Annotated in this window: 18 protein-coding genes; 5 read left to right on the top strand and 13 right to left on the bottom strand. The window is 67.0% G+C overall.

The window, feature by feature from the left end; all coding sequences use genetic code 11:
* Positions 1–3: 3 nt before the first annotated feature.
* The 8 genes from LF262_RS07295 to LF262_RS07260 form a co-directional block, all read right to left on the bottom strand.
* Positions 4–1,686, bottom strand: a complete 1,683-nt coding sequence (locus LF262_RS07295) for an ABC-F family ATP-binding cassette domain-containing protein (protein ID WP_235779617.1) — start codon at positions 1,684–1,686, stop codon at positions 4–6.
* 22 nt (positions 1,687–1,708) lie between these two features.
* Positions 1,709–4,462 (bottom strand): ATP-dependent helicase HrpB, encoded by a 2,754-nt coding sequence (gene hrpB / locus LF262_RS07290; protein ID WP_372462750.1) that lies wholly within the window; start codon positions 4,460–4,462, stop codon positions 1,709–1,711.
* A gap of 68 nt (positions 4,463–4,530) precedes the next feature.
* A complete protein-coding gene (locus LF262_RS07285; protein WP_235779615.1) occupies positions 4,531–5,973 on the bottom strand; it encodes a glycosyltransferase family 87 protein in 1,443 nt (480 codons plus the stop codon).
* A gap of 562 nt (positions 5,974–6,535) precedes the next feature.
* Positions 6,536–6,733 carry a hypothetical protein gene (locus tag LF262_RS07280; protein WP_235779614.1) on the bottom strand — a complete coding sequence of 66 codons (198 nt, stop codon included), beginning with the start codon at positions 6,731–6,733 and terminating at the stop codon, positions 6,536–6,538.
* A 75-nt stretch (positions 6,734–6,808) separates the two neighbouring features.
* Complete coding sequence (locus LF262_RS07275; RefSeq protein WP_235779613.1) at positions 6,809–7,063, bottom strand: hypothetical protein; 255 nt, start codon at positions 7,061–7,063, stop codon at positions 6,809–6,811.
* Positions 7,064–7,791: 728 nt separating this feature from the next.
* Entirely contained in the window at positions 7,792–8,499 is a 708-nt protein-coding gene (locus tag LF262_RS07270; RefSeq protein ID WP_235779612.1) for a hypothetical protein, read from the bottom strand.
* A 74-nt stretch (positions 8,500–8,573) separates the two neighbouring features.
* Positions 8,574–9,173 carry a histidine phosphatase family protein gene (locus LF262_RS07265; RefSeq protein ID WP_235779611.1) on the bottom strand — a complete coding sequence of 200 codons (600 nt, stop codon included), beginning with the start codon at positions 9,171–9,173 and terminating at the stop codon, positions 8,574–8,576.
* Complete coding sequence (locus LF262_RS07260; protein ID WP_235779610.1) at positions 9,170–10,648, bottom strand: CCA tRNA nucleotidyltransferase; 1,479 nt, start codon at positions 10,646–10,648, stop codon at positions 9,170–9,172. Before LF262_RS07260 ends, LF262_RS07265 begins: the two co-directional genes overlap by 4 nt.
* Before the next feature lie 138 nt (positions 10,649–10,786).
* Here LF262_RS07260 and LF262_RS07255 point away from each other — a divergent pair, with 138 nt between their 5' ends.
* From LF262_RS07255 to trxA, 5 genes are all read left to right on the top strand, one after another.
* Entirely contained in the window at positions 10,787–11,293 is a 507-nt protein-coding gene (locus LF262_RS07255; RefSeq protein WP_235779684.1) for an NUDIX hydrolase, read from the top strand.
* A gap of 7 nt (positions 11,294–11,300) precedes the next feature.
* Positions 11,301–13,253 carry a murein biosynthesis integral membrane protein MurJ gene (murJ, locus tag LF262_RS07250; RefSeq protein WP_372462749.1) on the top strand — a complete coding sequence of 651 codons (1,953 nt, stop codon included), beginning with the start codon at positions 11,301–11,303 and terminating at the stop codon, positions 13,251–13,253.
* A 103-nt stretch (positions 13,254–13,356) separates the two neighbouring features.
* Positions 13,357–15,111, top strand: a complete 1,755-nt coding sequence (locus LF262_RS07245; protein ID WP_235779608.1) for an ABC transporter substrate-binding protein — start codon at positions 13,357–13,359, stop codon at positions 15,109–15,111.
* 217 nt (positions 15,112–15,328) lie between these two features.
* Positions 15,329–16,306 (top strand): thioredoxin-disulfide reductase, encoded by a 978-nt coding sequence (gene trxB, locus LF262_RS07240; RefSeq protein WP_235779607.1) that lies wholly within the window; start codon positions 15,329–15,331, stop codon positions 16,304–16,306.
* Positions 16,307–16,332: 26 nt separating this feature from the next.
* On the top strand, positions 16,333–16,662 hold the full coding sequence (gene trxA, locus LF262_RS07235) for a thioredoxin (RefSeq protein WP_235779606.1): 330 nt from the start codon (positions 16,333–16,335) through the stop codon (positions 16,660–16,662).
* 3,588 nt (positions 16,663–20,250) lie between these two features.
* Here trxA and LF262_RS07230 read toward each other — a convergent pair.
* The 5 genes from LF262_RS07230 to yidC all read right to left on the bottom strand — a co-directional run bounded on the left by LF262_RS07230 (position 20,251) and on the right by yidC (position 24,837).
* Positions 20,251–21,456: a ParB/RepB/Spo0J family partition protein gene (locus tag LF262_RS07230; RefSeq protein WP_235779605.1), complete on the bottom strand. Its 1,206-nt coding sequence runs from the start codon at positions 21,454–21,456 to the stop codon at positions 20,251–20,253.
* A gap of 75 nt (positions 21,457–21,531) precedes the next feature.
* Positions 21,532–22,572: a ParA family protein gene (locus tag LF262_RS07225; protein ID WP_308190502.1), complete on the bottom strand. Its 1,041-nt coding sequence runs from the start codon at positions 22,570–22,572 to the stop codon at positions 21,532–21,534.
* A 73-nt stretch (positions 22,573–22,645) separates the two neighbouring features.
* Entirely contained in the window at positions 22,646–23,323 is a 678-nt protein-coding gene (gene rsmG / locus LF262_RS07220; RefSeq protein WP_235779604.1) for a 16S rRNA (guanine(527)-N(7))-methyltransferase RsmG, read from the bottom strand.
* 3 nt (positions 23,324–23,326) lie between these two features.
* Positions 23,327–23,875 (bottom strand): Jag family protein, encoded by a 549-nt coding sequence (locus LF262_RS07215; protein ID WP_235779603.1) that lies wholly within the window; start codon positions 23,873–23,875, stop codon positions 23,327–23,329.
* Positions 23,872–24,837: a membrane protein insertase YidC gene (yidC, locus tag LF262_RS07210; RefSeq protein ID WP_235779602.1), complete on the bottom strand. Its 966-nt coding sequence runs from the start codon at positions 24,835–24,837 to the stop codon at positions 23,872–23,874. Before yidC ends, LF262_RS07215 begins: the two co-directional genes overlap by 4 nt.
* Position 24,838: the final 1 nt, after the last annotated feature.

Raw genomic sequence — 24,838 nt, 5'->3', positions numbered from 1 at the left:
GCCCTACCGCGCCCGCTCCACCCGCCCCTCGTCCCACACGGGCTCGGAAGCCTCGCGCACGGTCCCGTCGGAGCCGAAGACCAGGAACCGGTCGAAGGACTTCGCGAACCAGCGGTCGTGGGTCACGGCCAGGACCGTCCCTTCGAAGGCGTTGATGGCCCGCTCTAGCGCCTCGCCCGAGTGGAGGTCCAGGTTGTCGGTGGGCTCGTCCAGGAGCAGGAGCGTGGCGCCGGAGAGCTGGAGTAGGAGGATCTGGAAGCGGGCCTGCTGCCCGCCGGAGAGGGACTCGAACTTCTGCTCCGACTGCCCTGCGAGCCCGTACCCGTCCAGCGCCCCGGCGGCGGCCTCACGAGCGAGGCCCGAGCGGTGCTCGTCGCCTCGGTGCAGGATCTCCAGCAGCGTCCGCCCGGCCAGGTCCGCCCGGGAGTGGGTCTGGGCGAAGTACCCCGGCCGGATCCTGGCCCCGAGCTTGACGGTCCCCTCGTGCGGGACCGGCGCGATCACGACGTCGGAGACCGGCAGGTGCTCCCGCTCCGGGTCTGTCCCGCCGAGCGCGAGCAACCGCAGGAAGTGGCTCTTCCCCGACCCGTTGGACCCGAGGACGGCCACGCGGTCGCCGAACCAGATCTCGGCGTCGAACGGCTTCATGAGGCCCGTGAGCCCGAGCTTCTCGGCCACGACGGCGCGCTTGCCGGTCCGCCCGCCGCGCAGCCGCATCCTCACGTTCTGCTCCACAGGGAGCGCCTCGGGCGGCCCGGCGGCGAGGAACTTCTCGAGGCGCGTTTGGGCGGCGTGATACCGGTTGGCCATGTCGGAGCGGAACGCGGCCTTCGTCTTGTACATGGTCACGAGCTCCTTGAGCTTTGCGTGCTCCTCATCCCAGCGCTTGCGCAGCTCCTCGAAGCGCGCGTTCCGCTCGGCGCGGGCTTCGACGTAGGAGGCGAAGGCACCGCCGTGGACCCACGCGCCAGCGCCGTTGATTCCGGGCTCGAGCGTGACGATGCGCTCGGCGGCGTTGTTGAGGAGCTCGCGGTCGTGGCTGATGAAGAACACGGTCTTGCGCGAGGCGTTGAGCGTGTCCTCGAGCCAGCGCTTGCCCGGGACGTCGAGATAGTTGTCCGGCTCATCGAGGAGCAGGAGGTCATCCGGCCCGGCGAACAGCGCCTCGAGTACCAGGCGCTTCTGCTCACCGCCGGAGAGGGACGACGCCGCGCGGTGCTGCGCGCGCTCGAACGGTACCCCGAGCGCGGCCATCGTCACCTCGTCCCAGACAGTCTCCCACTCGTACCCGCCGGCGTCGCCCCATTCGGCGATCGCGTGGGCGTAACGCATCTGGGTGGCCTCGTCGTCGTCCTCCATCATGGCCAATTCCGCAGCGTCGAGCGCGCGGCCCGCCGCGGTGACGTCAGGCGGCGCGGTCCCCAAAAGGAGGTCCCGCACCGTCGATTCGTCCCGCACATGCCCGATGAACTGCCGCATGACACCCATCGAACCCGAGCGCCCCACCACGCCCTCGTCTGGGGTGAGGTCCCCGGCGATGATCTTGAGCAAAGTGGTCTTGCCCGTTCCATTCGGGCCGATGAGCGCCGTCTTGGAGCCCTCGGGGACCTTGAACGTGACGCCGTTCAGGAGCGGGGTGCCGTCGGAGAGGACGTAGTCGATGCCGGAGAGGTCGAGGTGGGCCACCCATCAAGCGTAGTGGCCCGCGCTAGGTCCCCATCCGCCGCTTCGTCTTCGCCGTCGCCACCGCCGTCCAGGGGTCCTCGGGCCAAGGGTGCTTGGGGTACCGTCCGCGCATCTCGGCACGCACCTGCGCGTAGGGGCCGGACCAGAAGGACGCCAGATCATCGGTCACGGCGAGCGGTCGCCCGGCCGGGGAGAGCAGGTGGAACAGCACCGGCACCCTCCCGTCCACGAGGCGGGGTGTCTCCGCCCAGCCGAAGCACTCCTGGAGCTTGACGGCGACGATCGGCCGGCCGCCCGCGCCCGTGCCGTCAACGTCCTCCACCGCCGGGTACTCGATCCGCACCCGCGACCCGCTCGGCACCTCGAGCCGCTCGGGTGCGAGCTCGTCGAACCGCGCCGCCTCAGGCCACGGCAGCAGCCGCCGCAGCGGCTCCGCGAGGTCCACGCCACGAACGGAGGCGCCCCTGGCGAGCGCGTCGGCCTCCGGCGCGAGCCACTCGTCGAGCCGCGCCAGCAGTGCGGGCTCGGACACGTCGGGCCACGGGTCGCCGAGCTCCCGCCGCACCAGAGCCAGGCGCCGCCGCAGCCCGTCCGCGGCGTTCGACCACCCGATCACCCCGAGCCCCTCCACCTCGAGCGCACGCACGACGGCGCCGTGCCCCTCCTCCCGCGACGGTCGCACCGGCGTCGACTCGAGCCGGATCGCGCCAAGGCGCCGCTCGCGCCGGGCGGCGAGGCGGCCGCCGTCGAACCTCGCCTCCACCCGGTCCGTGAGCAGGTGCCCTGCGGCGAGCTCCGCAACATCCTGGCCGATCGGAACGGCCGCTCGCACGACGGCGCCCGTCCCCGCGGCGTCGCGGGCCGCCGACCGCGCGGCGTCGGCAATCGCAAGCCACTCGTGTCCGGCGAGCGGGCTTCCTGCCGGCAGGCCGGCTCGCGTGCCGGAGGCGAGCAGGTACTGCTCGCGGTCGCCCGGGACGCGGCGGGCCACAAACCGGGGGAATGCGAGCGCGACGACGGCCCCCACCTTCCCGGCGTCCGTCGCCTCCGTTGCCACCACCCCGGTTGAGGGGTCAAGGCCTCCGGGGAAGCGGGTCCGAGCCTCCCCGGCGATCCGCTCGAACCGCCGCACGTCGTCGGCCCACGCTCGGGTCTGGGAATCCCGCCCGGAGCGGAGCGCCCCGAGGAGCCGGCCAAGGTCGGCACCGGCGGGCCGGAGGTCCCGCGCCACCATCGCCACAGCCTCCGCGGCAACCCGCGGGCCCACGATCTCGGCACCCTGAAGGAGCGCCCGGCCGAGGCGCGGATCCGTCGGGATGCGCGCCAGGGTGCGGCCGAGCGCGGTGGCTTGGCCGGCGTCGTCCACGGCACCGATTGCCAGCAGTACCGCCACGGCGTCGGCAAACGCTGCGGTGGGCGGTGCGTCCGGCAGCGCCAGGCCCACTCCGCCGGGCGCGCCCCAGCATGCGAGCACGAGCGCGGCCTCGGTGAGGTCCGCGGAGGCGATCTCAGGCGTCGAATGGGCGGGAGCGGCGGCCAGGGCGCGCTCGTCGTAGCACCGCACCACGCGGCCCGGTCCCTGGCGGGCGGCGCGCCCGGCCCGCTGCTCCGCCGACGCGCGCGAGCACGAGACCGTCACCAACCCTGACATCCCCCGGGACGCGTCCCGCCGCGGCTCCCGCGCGAGTCCCGAGTCGACCACGAGCCGCACGCCCGGAACCGTGAGCGAAGACTCAGCCAACGCCGTCGAGACGACGATCCGCGGCCCATCGCCGGGGCCGCGGCCGGACACGGCGCGGTCCTGCTCCACGACCGGCGCCTGCCCGTGCAGCTCGAGGACCTCGATGCCCCGAGTGCCGGCTGGCCCGCGGCGCCGCAGCCGGTCGTTGAGCCTGCCCGCGACATGATGCACCTCGCGGGCTCCGGGGACGAACACGAGGGCGTCAATGTCGTTCCCGGCAGCGAGCTCGGCGGCGTGCTGCGCGGATGCCGTGTCCGCGACATGGTCGAGGAACGCCCTCGTAACCCCGCGCTCGTCGAGCCTGGGTCCGGACGACGGCGCCCATACGACTTCGAGCCGGTGCAGCGCGGACGGGCAGTCGACTACTGGCACCCAGCCTTCCTCGCCGCCGAGCAGCGCAGCGAAGCGCGGAGCATCCACGGTCGCGGACATGGCCGCGAGCGTGAGGTCACCGCGGAGCTCGCGGACCTCGGCGAGCATGCCGAGGAGCATGTCCGTTTCGAGCCCGCGTTCGTGGACCTCGTCGAGGACCACCGCGGCGGTGTCCTCGAGCCCGGGGTCGGCGAGGAGCCTGCGCAGCAGGACGCCGGGCGTCACGAACTCCACGAGGGTCTCGGGCCCGGCAGCCCGTTCGGCACGGACGGTGTACCCAGCGCGCTGCCCCACGGGCGTGCCGTCCAGCGCCGCGAGCCGTTTGGCCGCCGCCCGGACGGCGACCCGCCGCGGCTGGGTGACCACGACGCGCGGGGAGCCAGCGGCGTCGTGGGCGAGTTCGGCCGAAGCGAGCGCGAGGTTCGCCACAAGCGGCGGCACGAGCGTCGTCTTGCCGGTGCCCGGCGGCGCCTGGACCACGGCCGCGGCGCCGGGATCGGCCAAGGCCGCCGAAAGCTCCGCCAACGATTCCGCGAAGGGCAGCCTAGCCCCGATGCGCTCGAGGTCGAAGGGCTGCACGGCCGGGCGGGAAGTCACCGGTTCATTCTGCCGCGCGGCGACGTCCGTTCCTGCTCGCACGGACGTGCGAACTGCACATTTCATCCGCGTGTCCCCGGCGCAACACGCCGAACGGCCCGGCCAAACTGAGCAGGAAGGCACGCGAGCAGCATCTACTCCCCGATGATCCGGTGCCGGAGGCTGTCCCAGGTGACGGCGTCGGGCGCTCGGTCGAACTCCCCTCCTTGGGGGTCGTCCTGACGGCTTCGGCGTATGGGATCCCCTGCGGGATCGTAGATGTCCATGAGCACGCGGACGCACAGGTAGATGACCCCGCCGATGTGGGCCAGGACAGCCCCCACGTAGTACGGGGAGTCGATGTTGTTCGTGGGTGGCCCACCGCTCGTCGTGGCACCCAGGTACATCCACACGGCCCACCAGTGGAGCGTCTCGATCAGCATCCAGATGAGGAAGTCGCGCCAGCGCGGACGCGCGAGGGCCAGGAGCGGGATGAGCCACACGACGTACTGCGGCGAGTACACCTTGTCGGTGAGGATGAGCGCGGCGACCAAGAGGAAGGCGAGCTGGGCCAGGCGGGGCCGGCGCGGTGCGTGCAGCGCGACGATGGCGATCCCGAGGCAGGCCAGCCCGAACATGACGGCCGCGATCGCATTGACCGCCGGGGTCTCAAGGGCCACCCACTGGAGGCGTGCCGCGATGAGGTTCCAGGCGTAGTAGATCGAGGAGAACCCGGCGGGCCGGTCACGCGTGAAGTCGAAGAAGTACGCCCACCCGGGTGCGTCGAGGAGCATGAACGGAAGGTTCACGGCAAGCCACGTGCTGCCCGCGCCGGCCAGCGTGAGCCCCAGCTGCCGATACCTGCCGGTGCGGACGGCGAGGAGGAGGATGGCGCCGAGCACGAGGAGGGGGTATAGCTTCGTGGCCACACCGAGTCCAATGAAGACACCGGCCCAGAACGGCTGGTTCCGGGAGAACAGGTAGATGGCCAGCGCAAGCAGCGCCACGGACCAGAGGTCCCAGTTGACGAACCCCGCCAGGATCGCGCCCGGTGCCGTGGCAAGCATCGCGGCATCCCACGGCCTCCGCCTGTTGGACCTCGCGGTCGCGATGACGGCGACGAGCCACATGACGGAAAGCAGGGCGGCGTTCACGTCGAAGTACGCCGTGGCCCGCGCCTCGGTGACTCCGGAACCGGGGACCATCAGAGCCGTGAGCCCCGCAATGAGGCTCGTCAGTACGGGGTACTCAAAGGGCGCGTTCTGGCTGAAGAAGGGCAGGATCCCATCGGCGAACCCCCGCTCCTTGAACAGGGCGGGAATGTCCGAGTAGCACGCCGCGTAGAAGTGCTGCGGGGTAATCCAGCCGTTCACCCGGCAGTAGCCCTTGATCACCACACCGAGGATCGCCGCCGCTGCCGTGAAGAGGACGAGCACCCGCTCCGGGGTCCAGAATCCGCTGCGGATCAGGCCGGGGGCCGCGTGGTCCCCGAGCGGTCCACCCACGATCTCGGACATGGTGTGTAGGAAGGGATCGTTGCGGGTCGGCGAGATGACTGCCTGCCGTGCATCAGGCTTCTCGTCGGGGCGCAGCACCATGTGCCGAAGCCTACCGGCTGCCTCCCGGCCGCGTGCGGTCCTGGCGCTCGCGCGGGCGGCCTCAGACGCTCAGCGCAGGGGCCACTCCTCGGAGAGCTTCCGCGCCACCTCTTCCCGGCGCGCCTCAAGGTATGCCACGTTCCACTCGTCCAACAGGATGTGGCGGGCCCACCGCCGCATGGCAGCGAGTCGCTTCCGGAAGGGGATGCCAGCCGGAGCGGGAGGCGCGAGCGCTGCGCCTCTGCTGTACGTGGGGCGATGGACCAGTCGGAAGGGCCGGACAGGGGCAGGGATGGCGTGGGCTGGATGCGTAGACATCGGAAGACCTCTGGGCAGATGGGGTGAGCAATACCGTTCGGGTGGATTTCACCGCCCGTGGATAGCGCCCAGCGCGCCGCATGTACGAGACCTGGATCCAGCGTAGCCACGCACGCTGGCAAGCACCACAGGTTTTCTCCATTTGTCGTACAAATTATGGGCCAGTCATTCCATAGCAACTGTCTGTGCAAACAACGGACGGGCCGTCTCGCGTGGAGAAGGCCCGCCCAAGGGGTGCGGGGCGTCAGGGGCGAACGCCGTACTCCGCCAGTAAAGCCTGGGACGCGGCGATGTCGACTCGCTGGTACCCATCGGTGGAGTCCGGCTTGCGCACCTCGGTCCCGTAGCCCACAGCCGTCGCGATCGTCTGGGCCAGACGACCCGGAAGGATCGCATCGAGCGTCCCAGCCGCGGCGATCGGGTAGGTGGGCTTGTCAGTCACCGGCTCGTCGAGCACGACGACGCCGAGATCGTTACACGTCGCTGTGCAGAAACTGACGGTGTCAGAGGAACGGTGTCAGAGGAGCGGTCGGGACAGTCCAAGCTCGCGCTCCACGGCAGCGCGCTGCGCGTCGATGCGAAGGGTGTCGATCCGGGTCGAGCCGATCGCGGACAGAACGTGCCGGATGCGCTGGGCCATGGTGGTCACCTCCTCGGAGGGCCTCGGACGTGCGGTGCCGGATTCGGCGGACGACGGCGCGTGGGGCGCCTGGGTCCCCGCAGCCGGCTGGGGCTGAGTGTCGGGCAAATGCAGGGTCTGACGCGAGGACATGGTGATCTCCGTGCGAAGGACAGCGCAGGATGGCGCGGTCGGGAAATGGACCGATCGATGAGCCGATCAGGGAGCATACGCCATCAAGGAATGAGCGGCGCGGAATTCGCACACACGACCAACTCAAAGGCATAGTGAAATTGCCCGTACGAATTGATCGGCGCAAAATGACCTAGGAAATACAAGAAATCCTAGGACGTGCCGCCAGCACGAGGAGCAGCATCAACAGGCTGCCTCAGTGGGCGGGGAAAGGAGGGCGGCTTGGCGGGTGGATCTCACAGCGCTCTGCGCGTGAAGCCCACACCCTCGGCGCGGGGCGCATAGCCACAAGGTGGGCGGTCAGACCGCGCAGAAGATGTGGCGTCGCAGGATGCTCGCTGCCGTGAGTGTCAGGCGCCCGTGGCGCCAAAGACCGGAACGAGGCCGCGTCGACCGCACTTAGCGAAATCGGTCCAACCCTGGTTGAGAACCTCGGTCATCGTCATCGGTCCAGCCTCCTTCGCTATCGTTCGGTCTTGGAGCTTGAGCTGGCTGATCGGTCATCGGACCCGCAATCGGATCGGCAATCGGATTAATCACGGCCGGTCAGCCAATAAATAAAAAGGTAGACCACTCTCTGGATAAACCGCAAGAGAATGCAGAGAAATTCTTTGGAGATTCTTGACGGGCGGCCGCGGCGCATTCACCGCCGTCCGCGGTGCACCCTCTGGTACGTCCTCGCTGACTGCCTACGGCGCCGCGCCTGGGAGCGGCTCCCACACCGCCTGGCCGATCGCGAGAATGCCGCGCGCGGGAAGCGCCACCTCTCCCAAGAGCGGATTGGCCTTCACGCGGACTGGCCGGCCCAGGTCCAGTCCGTCGAGGATCGCCGTCGACCGGTTGACGAAGTACATCTGCGAGGGCATGAGCGTGCCCGAATGCCCACTCGGCATGACGCCGCGCATCACCATGTTCGCCAGCCCGAGCCACCGCGCCATCACCTCACGGGCCCTTACCAGCCCGTCCGGGCGCCACGTGGCGAGGGGCAGGCGGGAACTCACCATGTTCACGGCGTCGAGGAGCGGGGACGACGTGGCTTCAACGGTCCAGTCGAGAGCGGGCTCGTCCATCCGCACGTGAAGCCGGGCCGGGCCTTCCCACTCGAGGCTGATCCGGGAGAACCCGGTGAACTCGCACGCGGCACCGTAGTACCGCGGGCACGCGGTCTCCAGTCGCGGACCGTCCACGTGGATAGACCATGAGCCCGCCGGATCCCGATGCCAGGGCGTGCGGTATGCCCCGAAGGTCCCCTGGAGGAACACACGGAGGGCGAGCACATGACCCGAATCGAAGGGCAGCCCGAAGGTCCCCCATCCGCGCACGTATTCCAGCCCCGGCCACGGCGGGGGTCCGCTGCCTTCAGGGAGGTCCCGCAGGATCGAGGCAAGGTCACGCATCGCGAGCCCCTCAGCGTGGAACGGCGGCCGCTGTGCGCCGATTCACCTCAGATTAGCCCCAAGGAGACGCGGCCCTACAGTCCCCAGGCCTCGATGGCGGGCGTCTTCTTGTCCCAGCCAAGCCGGCACACCTTGGCGGTTCCGAGGACGAAATGGCGGCCCGATGCAGCGGGCAGGCCCAGCCAACGGGCAGCCAGGATCCGGCAGAAGTGCCCGTGCGCCACCACGAGGGCGTTCTCCACACCGGCGGTCCGCACCCGCTGGACGATCCGGTCCGCCCGCTCCCCGACGTGCTCGAGCGCCTCGCCGTTGGGCACCCCATCCTTCCAGATGAGGTAGTCCGGGTGCTCCTTGCGGATATCCGCGGACCGCACACCCTCGTAGTCGCCGTAGTTCCACTCGAGCGCGTTCGGCTCGGGCTGGGCGTCTGGGAAGCCTGCGAGCTCCGCGGTGCGCCGTGCACGCTGCAGTGGCGAGGTGAGCACGAGACCGAAGTCCACGCCGTCGAGCGCCGCATGCGCAGAACGTGCCTGCTCCTCGCCCACGGCCGTGAGAGGCAGGTCCGTGAGACCGGTGTACTGCCCGCTCTTGGACCACTCGGTCTCGCCGTGGCGCAGGAGCCACAGGCGCGTGAGGCCGAAGTCCTCCATGCCGGGGAGTCCCATGCCGTTCATCGGGCACGCTCGCTCTCGTCGGCGTCCGCCGCACCGGCCTGAGCCGATTCGGGCTGGGTCGCCCACCATTCCAGCAGTTTTGCGCGGGCCTCACCCTCGGACGCAGGCCCGTTCTCCATCCGTTCGTTGAGGAGGAACTCGTAGGCACGCCCCACGAGCGGACCGGGACGGATCCCGAGAACCGCCATGATCTGCTGCCCGTCGAGGTCAGGACGGATGGCCGCGAGCTCTTCCTGCTCGGCAAGCTCTGAGATGCGCCGCTCGAGGTCGTCGTAGGCAAAGGAGAGTCGGTCCGCCTTGCGCTGGTTCCGAGTGGTGACGTCGGAGCGGGTGAGCCGGTGCAGCCGCTCGAGCACCGGACCCGCGTCGGTCACGTAGCGGCGCACCGCAGAATCCGTCCAGCCCGAGTCGCCATACCCGTAGAAGCGCATGTGCAGCTCGACGAGCCGCGCCACCGCCTTGATCGTGTCGTTGTCGAAGCGGAGGGCCTTCATGCGCTTCTTCACGAGCTTGGACCCGACCACATCATGGTGGCGGAAGCTCACCGCGCCGCCCGGTTCGAATCGACGCGTCGCCGGCTTGCCGACGTCGTGCATCAGCGCCGCGAACCGGAGCACGAAGTCCGGACGCGGCACGGGGCCATCCCGACCCGTCTCGAGGTCTGCCGCCTGCTCGAGCACCTTGATCGAGTGCTGGTAGACGTCCTTGTGGCGGTGATGCTCGTCCGCCTCGAGGCGCAGCGCCGGGATCTCGGGGAGAACATGGTCGGCCAAGCCCGTCTCCACGAGCAGGTCGATGCCCGCGCGCGGCGCGGCACCGTTGACGAGCTTGACGAGCTCGTCCCGCACCCGCTCGGCCGAGATGATCTCGATCCGCTCGGCCATCTCGGTCATGGCCGCCTTAACCTCGGGAGCAACGTCCACCCGGAGCTGGGACGCGAACCGCGCCGCGCGCATCATCCGCAGCGGATCATCGGAGAAGGAGAGCTCGGGGGCCCCCGGCGTGCGCAGCAGCCCGGCATGGAGGTCGGACAGGCCACCGAACGGGTCCACGAGCTCGAGCGACGGCAGGCGCAGCGCCATCGCGTTCATGCTGAAGTCGCGCCGTTCGAGGTCCGCGACAAGGTCCTTCCCGAACGCGACCGTGGGCTTGCGCGATTCCGGGTCGTAGGCCTCGGCACGGTAGGTCGTGACCTCGATCTGGTGGCCGCCCTTGCGCAGGCCGATCGTGCCGAACGCCCGCCCGATATCCCAATGGGCGTCCGCCCAGCCCTCGATGATGCCCACCGTCTGGTCTGGAGCCGCATCCGTGGTGAAGTCGAGGTCGGGCGAGGTGCGCCCAAGGAAGAGATCGCGGACAGGTCCGCCCACCAGGGAAAGTTCGAATCCCGCTTCCGCGAACCGCTTGCCGAGTTCGAGGACCACGGGGTCAACCGCGAACCGGTGGTCCTGCGCTGCCGTCTCATCTGCTGCCATAGTCCTTTAAGCTTGGCAGATCCCGGCACGGGCTCCGTCCACGGGTGCGTGTCCCGTCCCTGACTGGCCACTTTCGTTAGAGTGGTCTGCATGGTCATTCCGTTGCCGAGCGATCCTCAGAAGAGGAGGAGTGCGCCCCTGCCGTCAGCAGTGGGGCCGCACATCGCCCCGGCCACTGCGGCCTACCCGTCATCCCTGCCCACCGTCGAGGAGGTCTCGGCGGGCGGCGTCGTCGTCGACACTGCCGATCCGAACCTCCCGGTCGCGATCATCGCACGCCTCAACCGGGGCGGTCGGCTCGAGTGGTGCCTCCCCAAGGGCCACCCCGAGGGCCGCGAGACCAACGAGCGCGCTGCAGTACGGGAGATCAGCGAGGAGACGGGGATCAGCGGGGAAATCCTCGCGCCGCTGGGCAGCATCGACTACTGGTTCACGGTCACCGGCCACCGCGTCCACAAGACCGTGCACCACTACCTCCTGCGCGCCGTCGGCGGGAACCTGACCATCGAGAACGATCCGGACCACGAGGCGGTCGACGTCGCGTGGATCCCCATCTCGGAGCTCGCCCGGCGCCTGTCCTTCCCGAACGAGCGCCGCATTGCGGACCTGGCCCGCGAGGTGCTTCCCGAGCACCTGCTCGCGTGAGGTAGCCGTGGCCCCGCCCAAATCCGCACCGGCCTCTGAGGCCCGGTCGAGCGCCATCATGGCGGCCGGCACGCTCGTCTCGCGCGCGCTTGGCTTCATCCGCTCGTGGATGCTCATCCTGGCCCTCGGCCTCGGTTCCACGGTCGCGGACACGTTCGTCAACGCCAACAACCTTCCTAACCTCATCTTCCTGCTCGTCGCGGGCGGGGTGTTCAACTCGGTCCTCGTCCCGCAGATCATCAAGGCGAGCAAGGCCGCCGATGGTGGTGCGGACTACATCAGCCGGCTGCTGACCCTCGGCGTGCTCGTCATGCTCGTCCTCACCGCCGGCGTGACCATCGCTGCGCCATGGGTCATGCAGCTGACCACGTCCGGGTACAGTCCGCAACAGCTCGCCCTCGCCACCGTCTTCGCGTACTGGTGCCTGCCCCAGATCTTCTTCTACGGCCTCTACGCGCTCCTGACCCAGGTGCTCAACGCGCACGGAAGGTTCGGCCCGGCGATGTGGGCGCCGATCGTGAACAACATCGTTGCGATCGCAGGCCTGGGCATCTTCGTGTGGATCTTCGGTGCCAACCGGACCGACCCCCACAGTCTGGACAACTGGACCTCCGGGCACACCTTCTTCATCGCCGCGATGTCCACGATCGGCGTCGTCATCCAGACGGCGCTGCTGCTCCTTCCCGTGATGCAGCTTCGGCTGGGGCTGTCCCCGCGGTTCGGCTGGCGCGGCGTCGGGCTCGGCACGGCCGCGCGGCTCGGTGTCTGGACGCTCGCGACCACCGCGGTGGGCCAGCTGACCTTCCTGTACGTCATGAAGGTCGCCTCCCAGCCGGGCGCCGAGCGCGAGCGGCTCCAAGAGGCCGGCGACCCGCTCTGGCAGCAGATTCCCGGCAACACAGTCCTTGAGATCGCGTCGCAGCTGTACCTGCTGCCGCACTCGATCATCGCGCTGTCCCTCGCCACCGTGCTCTTCAACCGCATGACCGAGGCCTCACAGGCCGGGGACCGCAAGGGCGTTCGGGAAGCCCTTTCCCATGGCCTGCGGACGATGGCCGTGGCAACCGTGTTCGCCGCACTCGCCCTCTTCGCACTCGCCCCTGCACTGGGGATGTTCTTTTCGGGCGGCCGGGCGTCGGACGGCGTCATGCTCGCCCAGACCCTGAGCATCCTCGCGCTCAGCACGCCCTTCATGAGCGCGAACTTCATGATGGCCCGCGTGTTCTACGCCAAGGAGGACGCCCGCACCCCGTTCAAGATCCAGCTGTGGCTCGCCATCCTCAACGTGGTCGGCGCCTTCGCCATCCAGTTCCTGCCTGCGCGGTACATCATCTTCTCGATCGCCGGCCTGTACACCGTCGGGAACATCCTGTCAGTGGTGCTCAGCAGCCACTACCTTCGCCGGCAGCTCGGCCATCTCGATGGCGTGCACGTGGCGCACTCGTACATCCGCATGGGGTATGCCGCGACCGGCTCCGCCGTTGCCGGAGCCGTTGCCGTAGGACTCCTGGGCGGCTACAACCCGAACGGGTTCATCTGGAGCTCCAACTGGGCGGCGCTGGCGGCGATCGTGATCATCGCGCTGCCCATGCTCGCCGTGTACTTCATCCTCCTGCGCGCCTTTCGCGTTACCGAAGTGCGCGACCTGCTCCGGCCGATCCTCAGCCGCCTCGGCGGGCGGTTCGCGGCGGGCGACCCCGCGCCGTCGGCCGCGCCCTCCGCTCGCTCCGCGCACGACGCCGCCGCTGCCGCCGCCTCGCGCTCGGCGCGCGCCGAGCGTCCGACCACCGCCGCGATCAGCACCATCTCTGACGACACTGGCATCATTCCGCGCATCTCGGGCCAGTTCGATCCAGTGATGTACCGTGCGAGGCCCTCGGGCGCACCGCCCGAAAACCTCCCGGGACGGCGTTCGTTCCAAGGGCCGCCCGGCGAGAATCCGCACTTTCCCGAGGACTGAAATCGAGGACTCCCCCCGAGCTTGACAGCACGGTCGGCTAGGATCACTAGGAGCACAAGGTGCGGCCACCGGTCGTGCCCGCGCCAGCGACCAGGAGGTTTCCGTGTCCCAGTCCATCGACGTCGGCACCGTGCTCGGGGGGCGGTACAAAGTCACGGCATCGATCGTGACGTCCCGCGAGAGCGATCTCGTCCTCGACGGCGTGGACCAAGTCCTGAACCGGCCCGTCAGCATTCTCGTCGCGGGCTCGTCCCATGCCGACCAACTCGCCCAGAGTGCCCGTGAGGTGGCCATGGGCGAACGCCACGATGCGGTCCAAGTGCTAGACCTCGGCATCAGCCACGGTTCCACCTACCTCATCACGAACCATACCTCCCCCGCTGACCTGCTCGACCTGATCGTCCCGCAGGAGGCTCCTTATATCGAGCCGTTCTTCACGGACACGCTGGGGAGCGAGATCTTCGGCGAATCCCGCTCCCACGAGCCTGAGACCTATGACGGGACGGTCGATCCCGGGCGCCCCGACCAATACATCCGGTATGACGAGCACGGGCAGCCGACTCAGGAGCATCCAGTTCAGGGACGGCCCCCGCAAGGAGCGCCCGGGTCTTCCGCGGGCACCGGTGGGGCAGGAGCGACGGCGCTTGGTGCGGCCGGTGCCGGCGCCGCCGCTGCGGCTGCCGCCGGCCGTCAGGGCCAGGAACGCCAGTGGCGGGCACAGCAGGCGCAGCATCAGGACGCCCCTCTGAATGCCCGGCCCGCTGGTTCAATTCCGCCTCCACCGTCGGCCCCGCCACGGTCCAGCCGCGTTGGCGGCGAGGCGGCGCGGCCTGAGTCCGACCAGCCGCGGACTGGTGCGCACCCCTCGCCGGGTGCAGCAACAGGAGCGTTCGGTGCCGCGGCGGGCGCCGGTGCGGCCGGTGCTGCCGCCGGGGAGGCCGCCGGAGAGGCCGCTGCCGGCTCAGCTTCGGGCGAGAAGCGGTCAGGTTCACGTATCGCACCGTGGCCTCGGCGGGAAGATGACTCACCCGCGGGCGAGGCGCCCACTTCGCCGGGACAAGACGCTGCCCAGCCGCGCCAGCACTGGCCCTGGAATCGTTCGTCGGCCGCGCCGCCCGAGGCTGAGGCTGCTAGGCCGTCGTCGCCTGTCGACGACGAGGACTACGAGGACTACGAGGACGATGAGTCCACACGCCCTCGCTCAATGCCCTGGCTGGTCGGTGGCGTGCTCGCCGTGGTCCTGATCGCCGCGCTCATCTTCGCGTTCACCACACTCGGCGGACTGTTCCAGCCCCAGCAGGCGGGCACCGCGAGCTCAAGCCCCAAACCGACCCAACAGGCCCAGCCTTCTGCGAGTCCAGTTCCCAGCCAAACCGCGCCTGCTACACCGCCCCCGGCACCGCCGGCACCGCCGGCCATCGATTCCGTGACGCGGCTCAACCCTGGGGAGCTCAGCTTTGCCAACGCCTTCGATTCCAAGCTGCCCCTCACGTTCGACGGCAACACGGCGACCTACTGGTCAGACATGGAATTCGCACGCGAGGACTGGGGCGCGTTCACCAAAAGTGTGACACTCCTCGTCCAGCTCGCGGAGCCTGCCCAGGTGAAGCAGGTCACGCTGGTCCAGTCAGGGGGTCTGGGCGGCAACTTCAGCATCTATACCAACAACCAGCCGAACTTGACCGGCGCTACGTTAGCCGGGACTACCTCATTCACTGGACCGCAGGTGACCGTTCCGGTCGGTGCATCGCCCACCGTTCAGTACGTGCTCGTCCAGATCAACTCGCTGCCGCGGCTGTCTGCGCCGAAGACGCAGTACCCGTTCGGACTGCGGCTCGCCGAAATCAAGGTCGAGTAAACGCCACCGCTCACGAGGGCCCCGGATCTGTCCGGGGGCCCTCGTAGTTGGCTCTCACGATGGTGTGACGGTACTGGTGCCCCATAGCGCGGGCTTATGGGACGCAGGAAGGCCTTCGGTACCCTTGAGGAGGACAGCGGCGCGGAATATCGACCCAAACTGATGCGTTGTTGCTCCTGATACCGTCTGTCATCGCCAAGGAAGAGGTACGCATCCCGTGAGCACTGCTGAGACTGCCGCAGACGTTCGCGACGTCATCGTCGTCGGTTCCGGTCCCGCGGGGTATACCGCAGCCATCTACACCGCCCGTGCCAACCTCCAACCGTTGATTTTCGCGGGTTCTGTGACGGCTGGCGGTGAACTGATGAATACGACCGAGGTTGAGAACTTTCCCGGATTCCCGGAGGGCGTTCAGGGCCCCGACCTTATGGACAAGCTTGAACAGCAGGCCTCCAGGTTCGGCGCGCACATCGAGTTCGAGGATGTCGAGTCCGTTGAACTCGAGGGTGAGATCAAAACCGTCACCCTCGCTGGCGGTGAATCGTACAAGGCTCGTGCCGTGATCATCGCCACCGGTTCGGCCTACCGTGAGCTTGGACTGCCAAACGAGAAGCGCCTCTCCGGCCATGGGGTGAGCTGGTGCGCTACGTGTGATGGGTTCTTCTTCAAGGATCAGGACATCGCCGTGATCGGTGGCGGCGATTCAGCCATGGAAGAGGCGCTGTTCCTCACGAAGTTCGCGCGAACAGTCACCGTGGTGCACCGCCGCGACACGCTGCGCGCCTCGAAGATCATGGCGGACCGTGCTCTCTCCCACGAGAAGATCAAGTTCGCCTGGAACTCCGAGGTTGCCGACGTCATCGGTGGCGACAAGGTGGTGGGGCTCCGCCTGCGGAGCCTCGTGGATGGCAGCGAGTCCGAAATCCCCGTGACCGGCATCTTCGTAGCCATCGGAAACGATCCCCGGACCAGTCTGGTCAAGGGCGTCCTGGACCTCACTCCCGAAGGGACGATTGCTGTCGAGGGCCGGTCCTCGAAGACGAGCCTCCCCGGCGTATTCGCTGCGGGCGACGTAGTCGATCCCACGTATCGCCAAGCCATCACTGCAGCCGGATCTGGTTGCGTTGCGGCCCTCGACGTTGAGCACTACCTCGCCGACATCGAGGCTCGTGCCCTCTCGACCGCCCAGGCCTAAGTTCCCCAAGAGATCGGATCATACAGATGAGCAATGCCAAGAATGTCACCGATGCTGAGTTCACCGACAAGGTCCTCATGTCCGAGAAGCCAGTCATTGTTGACTTTTGGGCCGAGTGGTGCGGGCCGTGCCGCAAGGTCGGGCCGATCCTGGACGACATCTCCGTCGAATACGCGGATCAGGTAGACGTGGTCAAGGTCGACGTGGACAACAACCCGAACATCGCGGCTGAGTATGGAATCACGTCAATTCCGGCGGTCTACCTTTTTGAGAAGGGAAAGGTGACTGGAACAGTTATCGGCGCTCGTCCGAAGCAGTACTTCGAGAAGGAATGGAACGAGGTCCTCGCGAAGTAGAGGCTAACCGGGGATCAAACCTGGCAATGGGCCACAGTCCCGGGGAGGGTGCGACGATGTCGCACCCTCCCCGTTCCTTTTGTTCTTCGAGGGTGTCACGATCTCGGCCGACGTTTGAGCGTTTCACGTGAAACAGCTGGGCTCCGCGCTTCACGGGTCCGCGCTCAGAAGCTCCCCACAGATCGTGGCAACGTGGCCGGCCCTTCCAAACTTGGCTTCAATTCCGATAGCAGACCGGCCGGGCCACCCAATCTCACACGAAATCTCACACGAATCCGATCTGATAAGCAGTTGTTGTTGTTCGAGATTGCGAAGCCCATCTCCGCCGGATGATGACGACAAAGCTAATCTCCGCGGCCCAACGAACCGCGCTAGGGAGTCGGAAGGCTACCCCGCGAGACCCGTAAAACCCTGCCGCCCCCCGTGTAGAGCCGTGAATCAGACGGCCTCCTTCCTTCGGCGCCCACATCATCATTTGGTCGCCGAACCCCGTTTCCTCACCTATGCGGGACGCAACGGAAGTTCACGCGCTTCGCCGGTGTCAACGCGGTTCCCGGGCCGTCACCCATATAGCCGCGCCCGTGGCCAGCTGGTGTGCGCGAAGGAGGCCTACGCCTAGCGCCCTCCATCTCGTGCCGTAGCCAATGGTTCGACGGCGCGTGGCAAGTCAACCGTCCTTGCGGCCCCACTCCCATTTCCACAAACGAAAACATCAATTTCGTCGATTTTGTACAACAGGCACGGGTGTGCCTGGCCGGTGGCCCGCGGCGCCTCCGTTCGTGTCAGAGGAGCAGAGCCGGAGCGTAGCGGCGTCGCACGCCCTCCCCAAAACATGCTCCTGACCGGCGACGATCGACGAGATTCGATGATCGACGAACGCCGACGGCCAAGCGCACCACTCAGCACAAATCTTGGCCGGCGAAGGCACGACAACAGGACACTAAGCGATACGTCGTTCATGCGTGTTTCACGTGAAACACAAAGGTAGCGTACCTGCGCGCAGCGACGGTGTGGGCGCCGCGGCGTGTAGCGAGGGAGCGGTCCTCATGGGCGGGTACTGCTCCCTCTTTAGGCGCCGCTTCCGTAGGCGCGGGGAGAACCCAACGATGAGGTTGGTCAGGCTGCACCCTTTGGCAGGTTGCGACCTTCCCCTTTGGGGGTTTCACGTGAAACACAGTCCGCTATCCCGGCTGGGCGGAGCAGCGCTCTATCTGGGGTGACGAGGCCTAACCGCCCCGCCAAGGAAGGTGGGTGTCTAAGACGGCCCGCTGTTCTTCGCAGTCAAAACTGCCGCAAGAATGAGCGTTGTCGCTTGACCCGGTCCAGCTCAACACTTGGAACGGCCAGGACAGCACGTCTGGTGGTTTCGGAAGCAATGTAACCTCTCAGGGCCCGAATCCACCCCGCAGGTTACGGGGCAGTTTCGGATGGAAGCAGCAGTAGCACCGCCCGAACGATATCCACAGGGAAATCCACAGCGGCTATCCACAGCGGACTTTCGCAGGCGCGGGGCATCGTCTCACTTCGGGGCACCCTTTGCCGGTGCCCATCACCAGTCCCATCCGACTCGGGGCGTCGGAGAGTACGATCGTCTCAGGATGGCCCGGCGGCAAGTGCACATACATGTCGCAAATCCACGCGTCCAGCGCGCCGATTGGATGATGCTGCGCAGAAAGGAACCAAAAGCAGTAGTTTCTTTGCAGGCTCCATCCTAGGTCCGAATCCGGCAGCACACAGACAGCATCTCCCTCGCACGGGCTGATCCTTCTTGCTTGACGATATCGGCAAGATGCTACCTGTGGCACCAACACAAACTAGGGCCGGACTTCGTCCCCCCGCCAGCGTATCCAGTTCGCTTCCCCACACGGTTATCCACAGGCCACATCCCGGCTCGAGCGTCACACCGACAGAACTTATCCACAGGCGGCTCTGCGCCCGCCGCACGCTGCTCAGTGCGACCAAGGCGAACCGGAAGCTCCGATTGTGGTCAACCGCGCAGTTATCGCCCTCTGGAGACAACCCGTCAGACCTTCACCGCGCGCCAATCTCATCTGGTACCGCCTGGTCGAGACAAGCGATGGCGGGAACCGATGAAACAGGTGGCAACCTCAGAGCGCATTGCCATCCTGTTCAGAACGCCGTCCCAGCTAGTCCGCCCACGAGGTGACGGTGTGCGTCGCCTTGCCGGCCTCATGGGGATACGCGCTCAGACGGGGCGGGCGCGACGGGCATACTCGTTTGCCCCATGCCATTTCGGCTCTCGAAGCGTGCTCCGGCACCGAGTGGCACCAGCCTTCTGATCGAGGAAGGAGGACTGCTGCCTTCCCCGTGCCGTGTGAGCCGACCTCCTGGCCGTCCTCCCACACCACGCTCGGAAGTCAAAGACCCGGGTTGCTGCTCGTCTCAACGGGTTTCCGGTCGGCTCTTGCCCGGTTTTACGGCGGCCTGATCATTACGCGCGGCCCCACGCGGGCGTGGGGGTCAGAATGTGCACCGGCCGTGCATGCCTGGTTTCACGTGAAACACCGCACAGGGCCGGTCGCCCTTCCCCGAAGCAACCGGTCGGAGTGATCGACCCCGTGCGGGTAGCGTGCATGAAGACCTGCGCGCCTCCGGGGATAACCGGCACCCGCGACCCGTCAGCATCACCGTGACGGGCGAACTCGGCTTCGGTCAGAACTCCTGGTGTCAAACCTTTGCCGCCGCGCGCCCCGTAGCCTCGATGACCAGAGAAAGTGGAAACTGGCCCTATGCTCCCACTCCCGACGTCCTACCGTCCTCGAGGCATTAGGCATCACTCGTAGCTCGACTTCACCTGCCCCTAGGGTAAACATCGCCAGCCCCGCCGCGAGCGACACGCTGAGGGCCTTCTCGGCCAATCCCTTGCGTGGAACAACGGGGCCCGGACACCGTGGTCCTGTCTTCGTGATCGCGCTCGCGGTTGGCCAGCCTCTACTTCATCTTCACCGGTAGTGATCCATTGTCCGGAGCAAACGACCAACGCAAAACGTGGCTCACCAGGAGAACCGATATCGCAAGCGGACCTGAGCGCTACAGACCGTTGAGACCGCCAGTCCTGCAGCGCCGGTTGCGTTCCTAGAGCTGTGCGACGGCTAGGGGGCCTGAGAGTGCGATTGGTCCGATCGCGAGCATTGTGGCTCGCCGCACGGCCGAGCTTGAAGCGTCACCCCACGACGTCGTTCCTGGGTCAACTTTGTACGGTTTGGTTTCAGTGAGGTTGTCAACGCCAGCAACGCAACTCATGGCGTGGCGGTGGTGGAACCTTTCGGGCGTCGGGAGTTGGCTCCACGCCCGCCGGGAAATCCAAGCCGGTTCAGACCGATGGCGTAGTGGCTAGCCCAATCCACGTTTCACGTGAAACCGCGCCCCGAGGTGGGCCGCCTCTGCGCGTACTTCCCTGCTGTCCACTCCTCAGGTCGACACGCCCGGGTTTCACCACGGGGTGGCAGAAACCATACTCCAATACTAGGAACATGCGCGGACGTGTAGAAAAAACGAAGCGGGATCTGTCCACGTGGAACAGATCCCGCTTGTTCAGTGCCGCAATTGCGGAGACCTACGGGGTCCTCACTCCTCTTCGGGGCTGATGAGCGTCATGATTCGGTTGAGATCCTCAACCGAAGCGAACTCAATACTTACCTTGCCCTTGCGTGCGCCGAGCGAAATCTTCACGTTCGTATCGAGACGATCCGCGAGGGTCGATGCGAGAAAGTCGAGGCGCTCATGGCGGGCGTTGTTGCGGGAGGCTGACCGCCGCGGCTCCTGCGGTTCCTGGTAGAGAGTCACCGCTTCTTCGGTCGCACGGACAGACATTCCTTCGGCAACGATCTTCTGCGCCATGCGCTCTATCGCCGCATCGTCCGGTAAGGACAGAAGAGCACGAGCATGACCCGCCGAGAGAACGCCGGCCGCAACACGGCGCTGCACCAACGGAGGGAGTCGCAGGAGGCGGATCGTGTTGGAGACCTGCGGACGCGAGCGGCCAATCCGGTCGGCAAGCTCCTCGTGGGTCGTTCCGAAGTCGTCGAGGAGCTGCTGGTAAGCCGCAGCCTCTTCGAGCGGGTTCAGCTGGCTCCGGTGAAGGTTCTCGAGCAGCGCATCACGGAGCAGAGCGTCGTCTCCGGTGTCACGGATGATGGCAGGGATGAGGTCGAGCCCCGCCTTCTTGGCGGCGCGCCAGCGCCGCTCACCCATGACAAGCTCAAAGCGTTCACTACCAGATTCGGTTGACTTTCGGACAACGATTGGTTGAAGGATGCCGATCTCGCGCACGGAGTGGACGAGCTCGGCCATCTCCTCCTCATCGAAGGCAGTACGGGGCTGCTTCCGGTTTGGATGGATGTCCTCGACCTTGAGCTCGGCGAATTGTGCCCCGGGAACCTCGACCAGATCGAGATCGTCGGTGTCGCGCTGCGTTGCGCGAGAGCGAGTTCCCCCGCCACGAGCGCCACGAGAGGAGGGCGAAACCGTGCGCTCCAGGGATGGCGTTTCCGGGGCAGCAGAATCGGCCGATTCAGCGGGTACCGCCGATTGGTTGGGAGCCGAGGTCGGCTGACCTGGGGCGGCATCGGCGTTCGGAGCGGCCCCCACCTCCGTGGCCTCCGACTGGCCCGCTTCGCGTGCCTCTTCGTCGGTTGTGCCCGGGCTCCGTCCGGAGTCAGGGAAGAACAGGTCTACCGGGCGCGAGGGCGTCCCCGAGCCACTGGCCGCTGTGGCCGCGCTCGGGATGAGGGCTCCCAAACCCCTGCCCAATCCTCGGCGCTTCTCGCTCATAGCGGTTTTCCTCCCTCAGGGCCGATGGCCCAGCAATCTGGCTGTTCGAGTGGTCATGGCGGCGCTACCGCTGACCTAATGCTCCGCGATCTCCGCGGCAGCTTCGAGATACGACAACGCACCCGTCGACGTCGGATCGTAGGTCATCACCGTCTGCTGATAGCTGGGCGCCTCGGAGATTCGCACTGAGCGCGGAACAACAGCTTCGAGAACCTGTTCCGGGAAGTGCTCGCGGACCTCGGCTGCCACCTGCGCGGCCAAGTTTGTGCGCCCGTCGTACATCGTCAAGAGGATCGTGGATACCCGGAGATCCGCATTGAGGTGCTTCTGGATCATCTCGATGTTCTTGAGGAGCTGGCTCAGTCCCTCGAGCGCGTAGTACTCGCACTGGATCGGGATCAGGACCTCCGTCGCCGCGCAGAATGCGTTGACGGTCAGGAGCCCGAGGCTCGGCGGGCAGTCGATGAAGATGTAGTCGAGCCGCGGAAGGCCGGCCTCCTCACGCTCCGTTGCATAGTGGTCGATCGCCCGGCGCAACCGCTGCTCGCGCGCCACGAGCGAGACGAGCTCGATTTCGGCGCCGGCGAGGTGGATGGTCGCCGGAGCGCACACGAGGTTCTCGACGTCGGGACACTGGGCAACGACGTCGGCGAGCGGCTCGTCGTTGATGAGCACGTCATAGATACTCTCGACCTCGGAGTGGTGCTCGATGCCGAGTGCAGTGGAAGCGTTGCCCTGGGGATCGATGTCGATGACCAGCACCTGGAGGCCAGCGGACGCGAGGGCCGCTGCGATATTCACCGTGGTGGTCGTCTTTCCGACGCCGCCCTTCTGGTTGGACACCGTGAACACGCGGGTCAATGCCGGCCGGCGGAGCTCGCGTCCCTGCAGGCGCTCGCGCCGTCGCGCCTCGTTCGCCAGCTGACTCGCAATGGGGCTTCCCTCATCGAGGGTTTTGAGGAAGGACTGGCCCCCGCGAGGCCCGGCGCCCGACACCGCCGGGGTGACAGGAGCCGGTTGAGGGGCGGCCACAGACTTCTCCTCTGCAGCGGGACGTGCAGATCCGAGTGTCAAGAAAGGGGGAATTCTCTGGGCCGACGTCTCACCACTGCTCACTGTCAACTCACTCTCGATTCGCGTCGATTGCCTCACCCTAGACTAGCCGCTGGATCAGCACCACCGAGGTAGTTCACACTTCGCCGACATCAATTCTCACAACGGTCGTGGGCTCTTCCAGCAGCCCATCTCCGACCGTGTGGACCTCGGCTGAGTGGCCCTTGAACTTCCGGATCGCCTTCCCGGCCTTCTCGACCTCCTCGGCCGCGCTGCGCCCCTTGATGGCCACGAGGGTTCCCGAGCCGCCAAGGAGCGGAAGGGTCATGGGGATGAGTGTGGACAGGGCCGAGACAGCGCGTGCGGTGACAAACGCGACGTCGATCATCCCGGTCATCTGCTCCGCGCGCCCCCGCACCACAGATACATTGGTCAGACCGAGGTCCGCGATGACTTCCTCAAGCCACACCACGCGCCGTTCAAGAGGCTCAATCAGCGTCAGCCGGAGATCCGGTCGCGCAATGGCGAGGCACAGGCCCGGCAGGCCCGCTCCGCTGCCGACGTCGGCGATGGCCGCGCCCTGAGGGAACTCGGATTCGATGACGGCGCAGTTCAGCACATGCCGGCTCCACAGCCGCGGAACCTCACGCGGTCCGATGAGCCCACGCTCGAGTCCCGACGTCGCGAGATGACCCACATACTGGCGTGCCACGTCGAGACGATCGCCGAAGAGCTGCTCGGCAGCGGCCCGCTCGCCAGGGGCGAGTTCGGGAGCAGCCCCCACCGCGGGACCGGCCGATGACTTCTCGGCCATGGGTCAGTCTGCCGAGACGACGATATGGCGTCCGGCACCCTCACCCTCGGACTCGCTGACAAACCCGAGGTCGGCCACGGCGTCGTGCACGATCTTCCGCTCGTAGGAGCTCATGGGCTCGAGGTGGACAGTCGGCTCGCCGGCCTTGACTCGCTCGACGGCCTTCTCGGCGATCTCTGCCAGCCTGACGGACCGTTCGCCGCGGTAGCCGTTGATGTCCAGCACGAGGCGGGAGCGGTTTCCTGTCGAGGCCAGGACCGCGAGCCGGGTGAGCTCCTGGAGGGCCTCGAGGACCTCGCCATCGGCGCCCACAAGGATGTCGAGCCCTTCTGACTCGTCGTCACTGACCACTGAGAGGTAGGACCGACCGTTGCGGACCTCGATGTCGATGTCCCCGTCGACATCCGCGATGTCGAGGAGTTCCTCGAGATAGTCCGCGGCGACGTCCCCCTCCTCCTCGAGGCGGCTCAGCGATGTCTGCGAGGCAAAGTCCTCGCTGTTCTCGGCGGCTTCATCATCGGGCAGGTTCACGGCGGTGCTCTCGGAGGTCATGACTTCTTCTTCCTGTTCTTCCGCTGCGGCTGCTGGCGCTGGGTCTTGGGCTCCGGCGGGGGCGGCATGTCCTCGGGCTTGACGACCTTGCCTGTGGTGACGTCGATGGGTGCGAGGCCCTTGGCCGCGCGTCGCTCGTTGAGGGCCCTGGCGGCAGGCGAACCGGGGGCGGGCATGCGGCGGATCACATAGAACTGCTGCCCCATGGTCCAGAGGTTGGAGATGGTCCAGTAGATGAGGACGCCGATGGGGAAGTTGATGCCGCCGATGCCGAACACGAGCGGGAGGATGTAGAGCAGGATCTTCTGCTGCTTCATGAACGGACTCTGCATCGCGGTCTCGGACATGTTCTTGGCCATGATCTGCTTCTGCGTGATGAACTGCGAGGCGGTCATCGCCACGATCATGAGGATCGACAGGACCGCGACCGCGACGGCGTCGCCGCCGCCTCCGTGCAGGAGCGACGCGGAGAGCGGCGCCCCGAGGATGCTCGAGTTGTGGAACTGCTCAACCTGATCGTGCGTCATCGAGCCGATGCCGGTGTTGTTGGCCTGGGCGTTGCTGATCCCGGAGAGGACACGGAAGAGGCCGAAGAAGAACGGCATCTGGATCAGCATGGGAAGGCACGCAGAGAACGGGTTGGTCCCGTGCTGCTTGTAGAGCGCCATCTGCTCCTGGGCCATGGCTTGGCGGGAGAGCTGGTCCGTCTTGCCCTTGTACTTGGCCTGGAGCTTCTGCAGGTCTGGCTGGAGCAGCTGCATGCCACGCTGGGCCTTGATCTGCCGGACGAAAACGGGGATCAGTGCGGCACGGATCACAAGGACAAGGCCAATGATGGACGCCGTCCACGTCCACCCACTCGCAGCCGGAAGGCCGATGAACGCCAGGGCCTCGTGGAAGGTCACCATGACGAAGGAGACCAGCCACTCAAACGGCAGCATTACGGCGCTTAACGGGTCCATA

Source organism: Sinomonas notoginsengisoli, from assembly GCF_021554725.1.
Lineage (GTDB): Bacteria > Actinomycetota > Actinomycetes > Actinomycetales > Micrococcaceae > Sinomonas > Sinomonas notoginsengisoli.
This window is presented reverse-complemented; position numbering and strand designations above follow the sequence as displayed.

What these genes read in the sequence shown, in the direction of transcription:
- hrpB (WP_372462750.1), bottom strand. Translation starts at nt 4,462, where the DNA reads ATGAAATGTGCAGTTCGCACGTCCGTGCGAGCAGGAACGGACGTCGCC.
- LF262_RS07285 (WP_235779615.1), bottom strand. Translation starts at nt 5,973, where the DNA reads ATGGTGCTGCGCCCCGACGAGAAGCCTGATGCACGGCAGGCAGTCATC.
- LF262_RS07275 (WP_235779613.1), bottom strand. Translation starts at nt 7,063, where the DNA reads ATGTCCTCGCGTCAGACCCTGCATTTGCCCGACACTCAGCCCCAGCCG.
- LF262_RS07270 (WP_235779612.1), bottom strand. Translation starts at nt 8,499, where the DNA reads ATGCGTGACCTTGCCTCGATCCTGCGGGACCTCCCTGAAGGCAGCGGA.
- LF262_RS07265 (WP_235779611.1), bottom strand. Translation starts at nt 9,173, where the DNA reads ATGAACGGCATGGGACTCCCCGGCATGGAGGACTTCGGCCTCACGCGC.
- LF262_RS07260 (WP_235779610.1), bottom strand. Translation starts at nt 10,648, where the DNA reads ATGGCAGCAGATGAGACGGCAGCGCAGGACCACCGGTTCGCGGTTGAC.
- trxA (WP_235779606.1), top strand. Translation starts at nt 16,333, where the DNA reads ATGAGCAATGCCAAGAATGTCACCGATGCTGAGTTCACCGACAAGGTC.
- LF262_RS07230 (WP_235779605.1), bottom strand. Translation starts at nt 21,456, where the DNA reads ATGAGCGAGAAGCGCCGAGGATTGGGCAGGGGTTTGGGAGCCCTCATC.
- rsmG (WP_235779604.1), bottom strand. Translation starts at nt 23,323, where the DNA reads ATGGCCGAGAAGTCATCGGCCGGTCCCGCGGTGGGGGCTGCTCCCGAA.
- LF262_RS07215 (WP_235779603.1), bottom strand. Translation starts at nt 23,875, where the DNA reads ATGACCTCCGAGAGCACCGCCGTGAACCTGCCCGATGATGAAGCCGCC.
- yidC (WP_235779602.1), bottom strand. Translation starts at nt 24,837, where the DNA reads ATGGACCCGTTAAGCGCCGTAATGCTGCCGTTTGAGTGGCTGGTCTCC.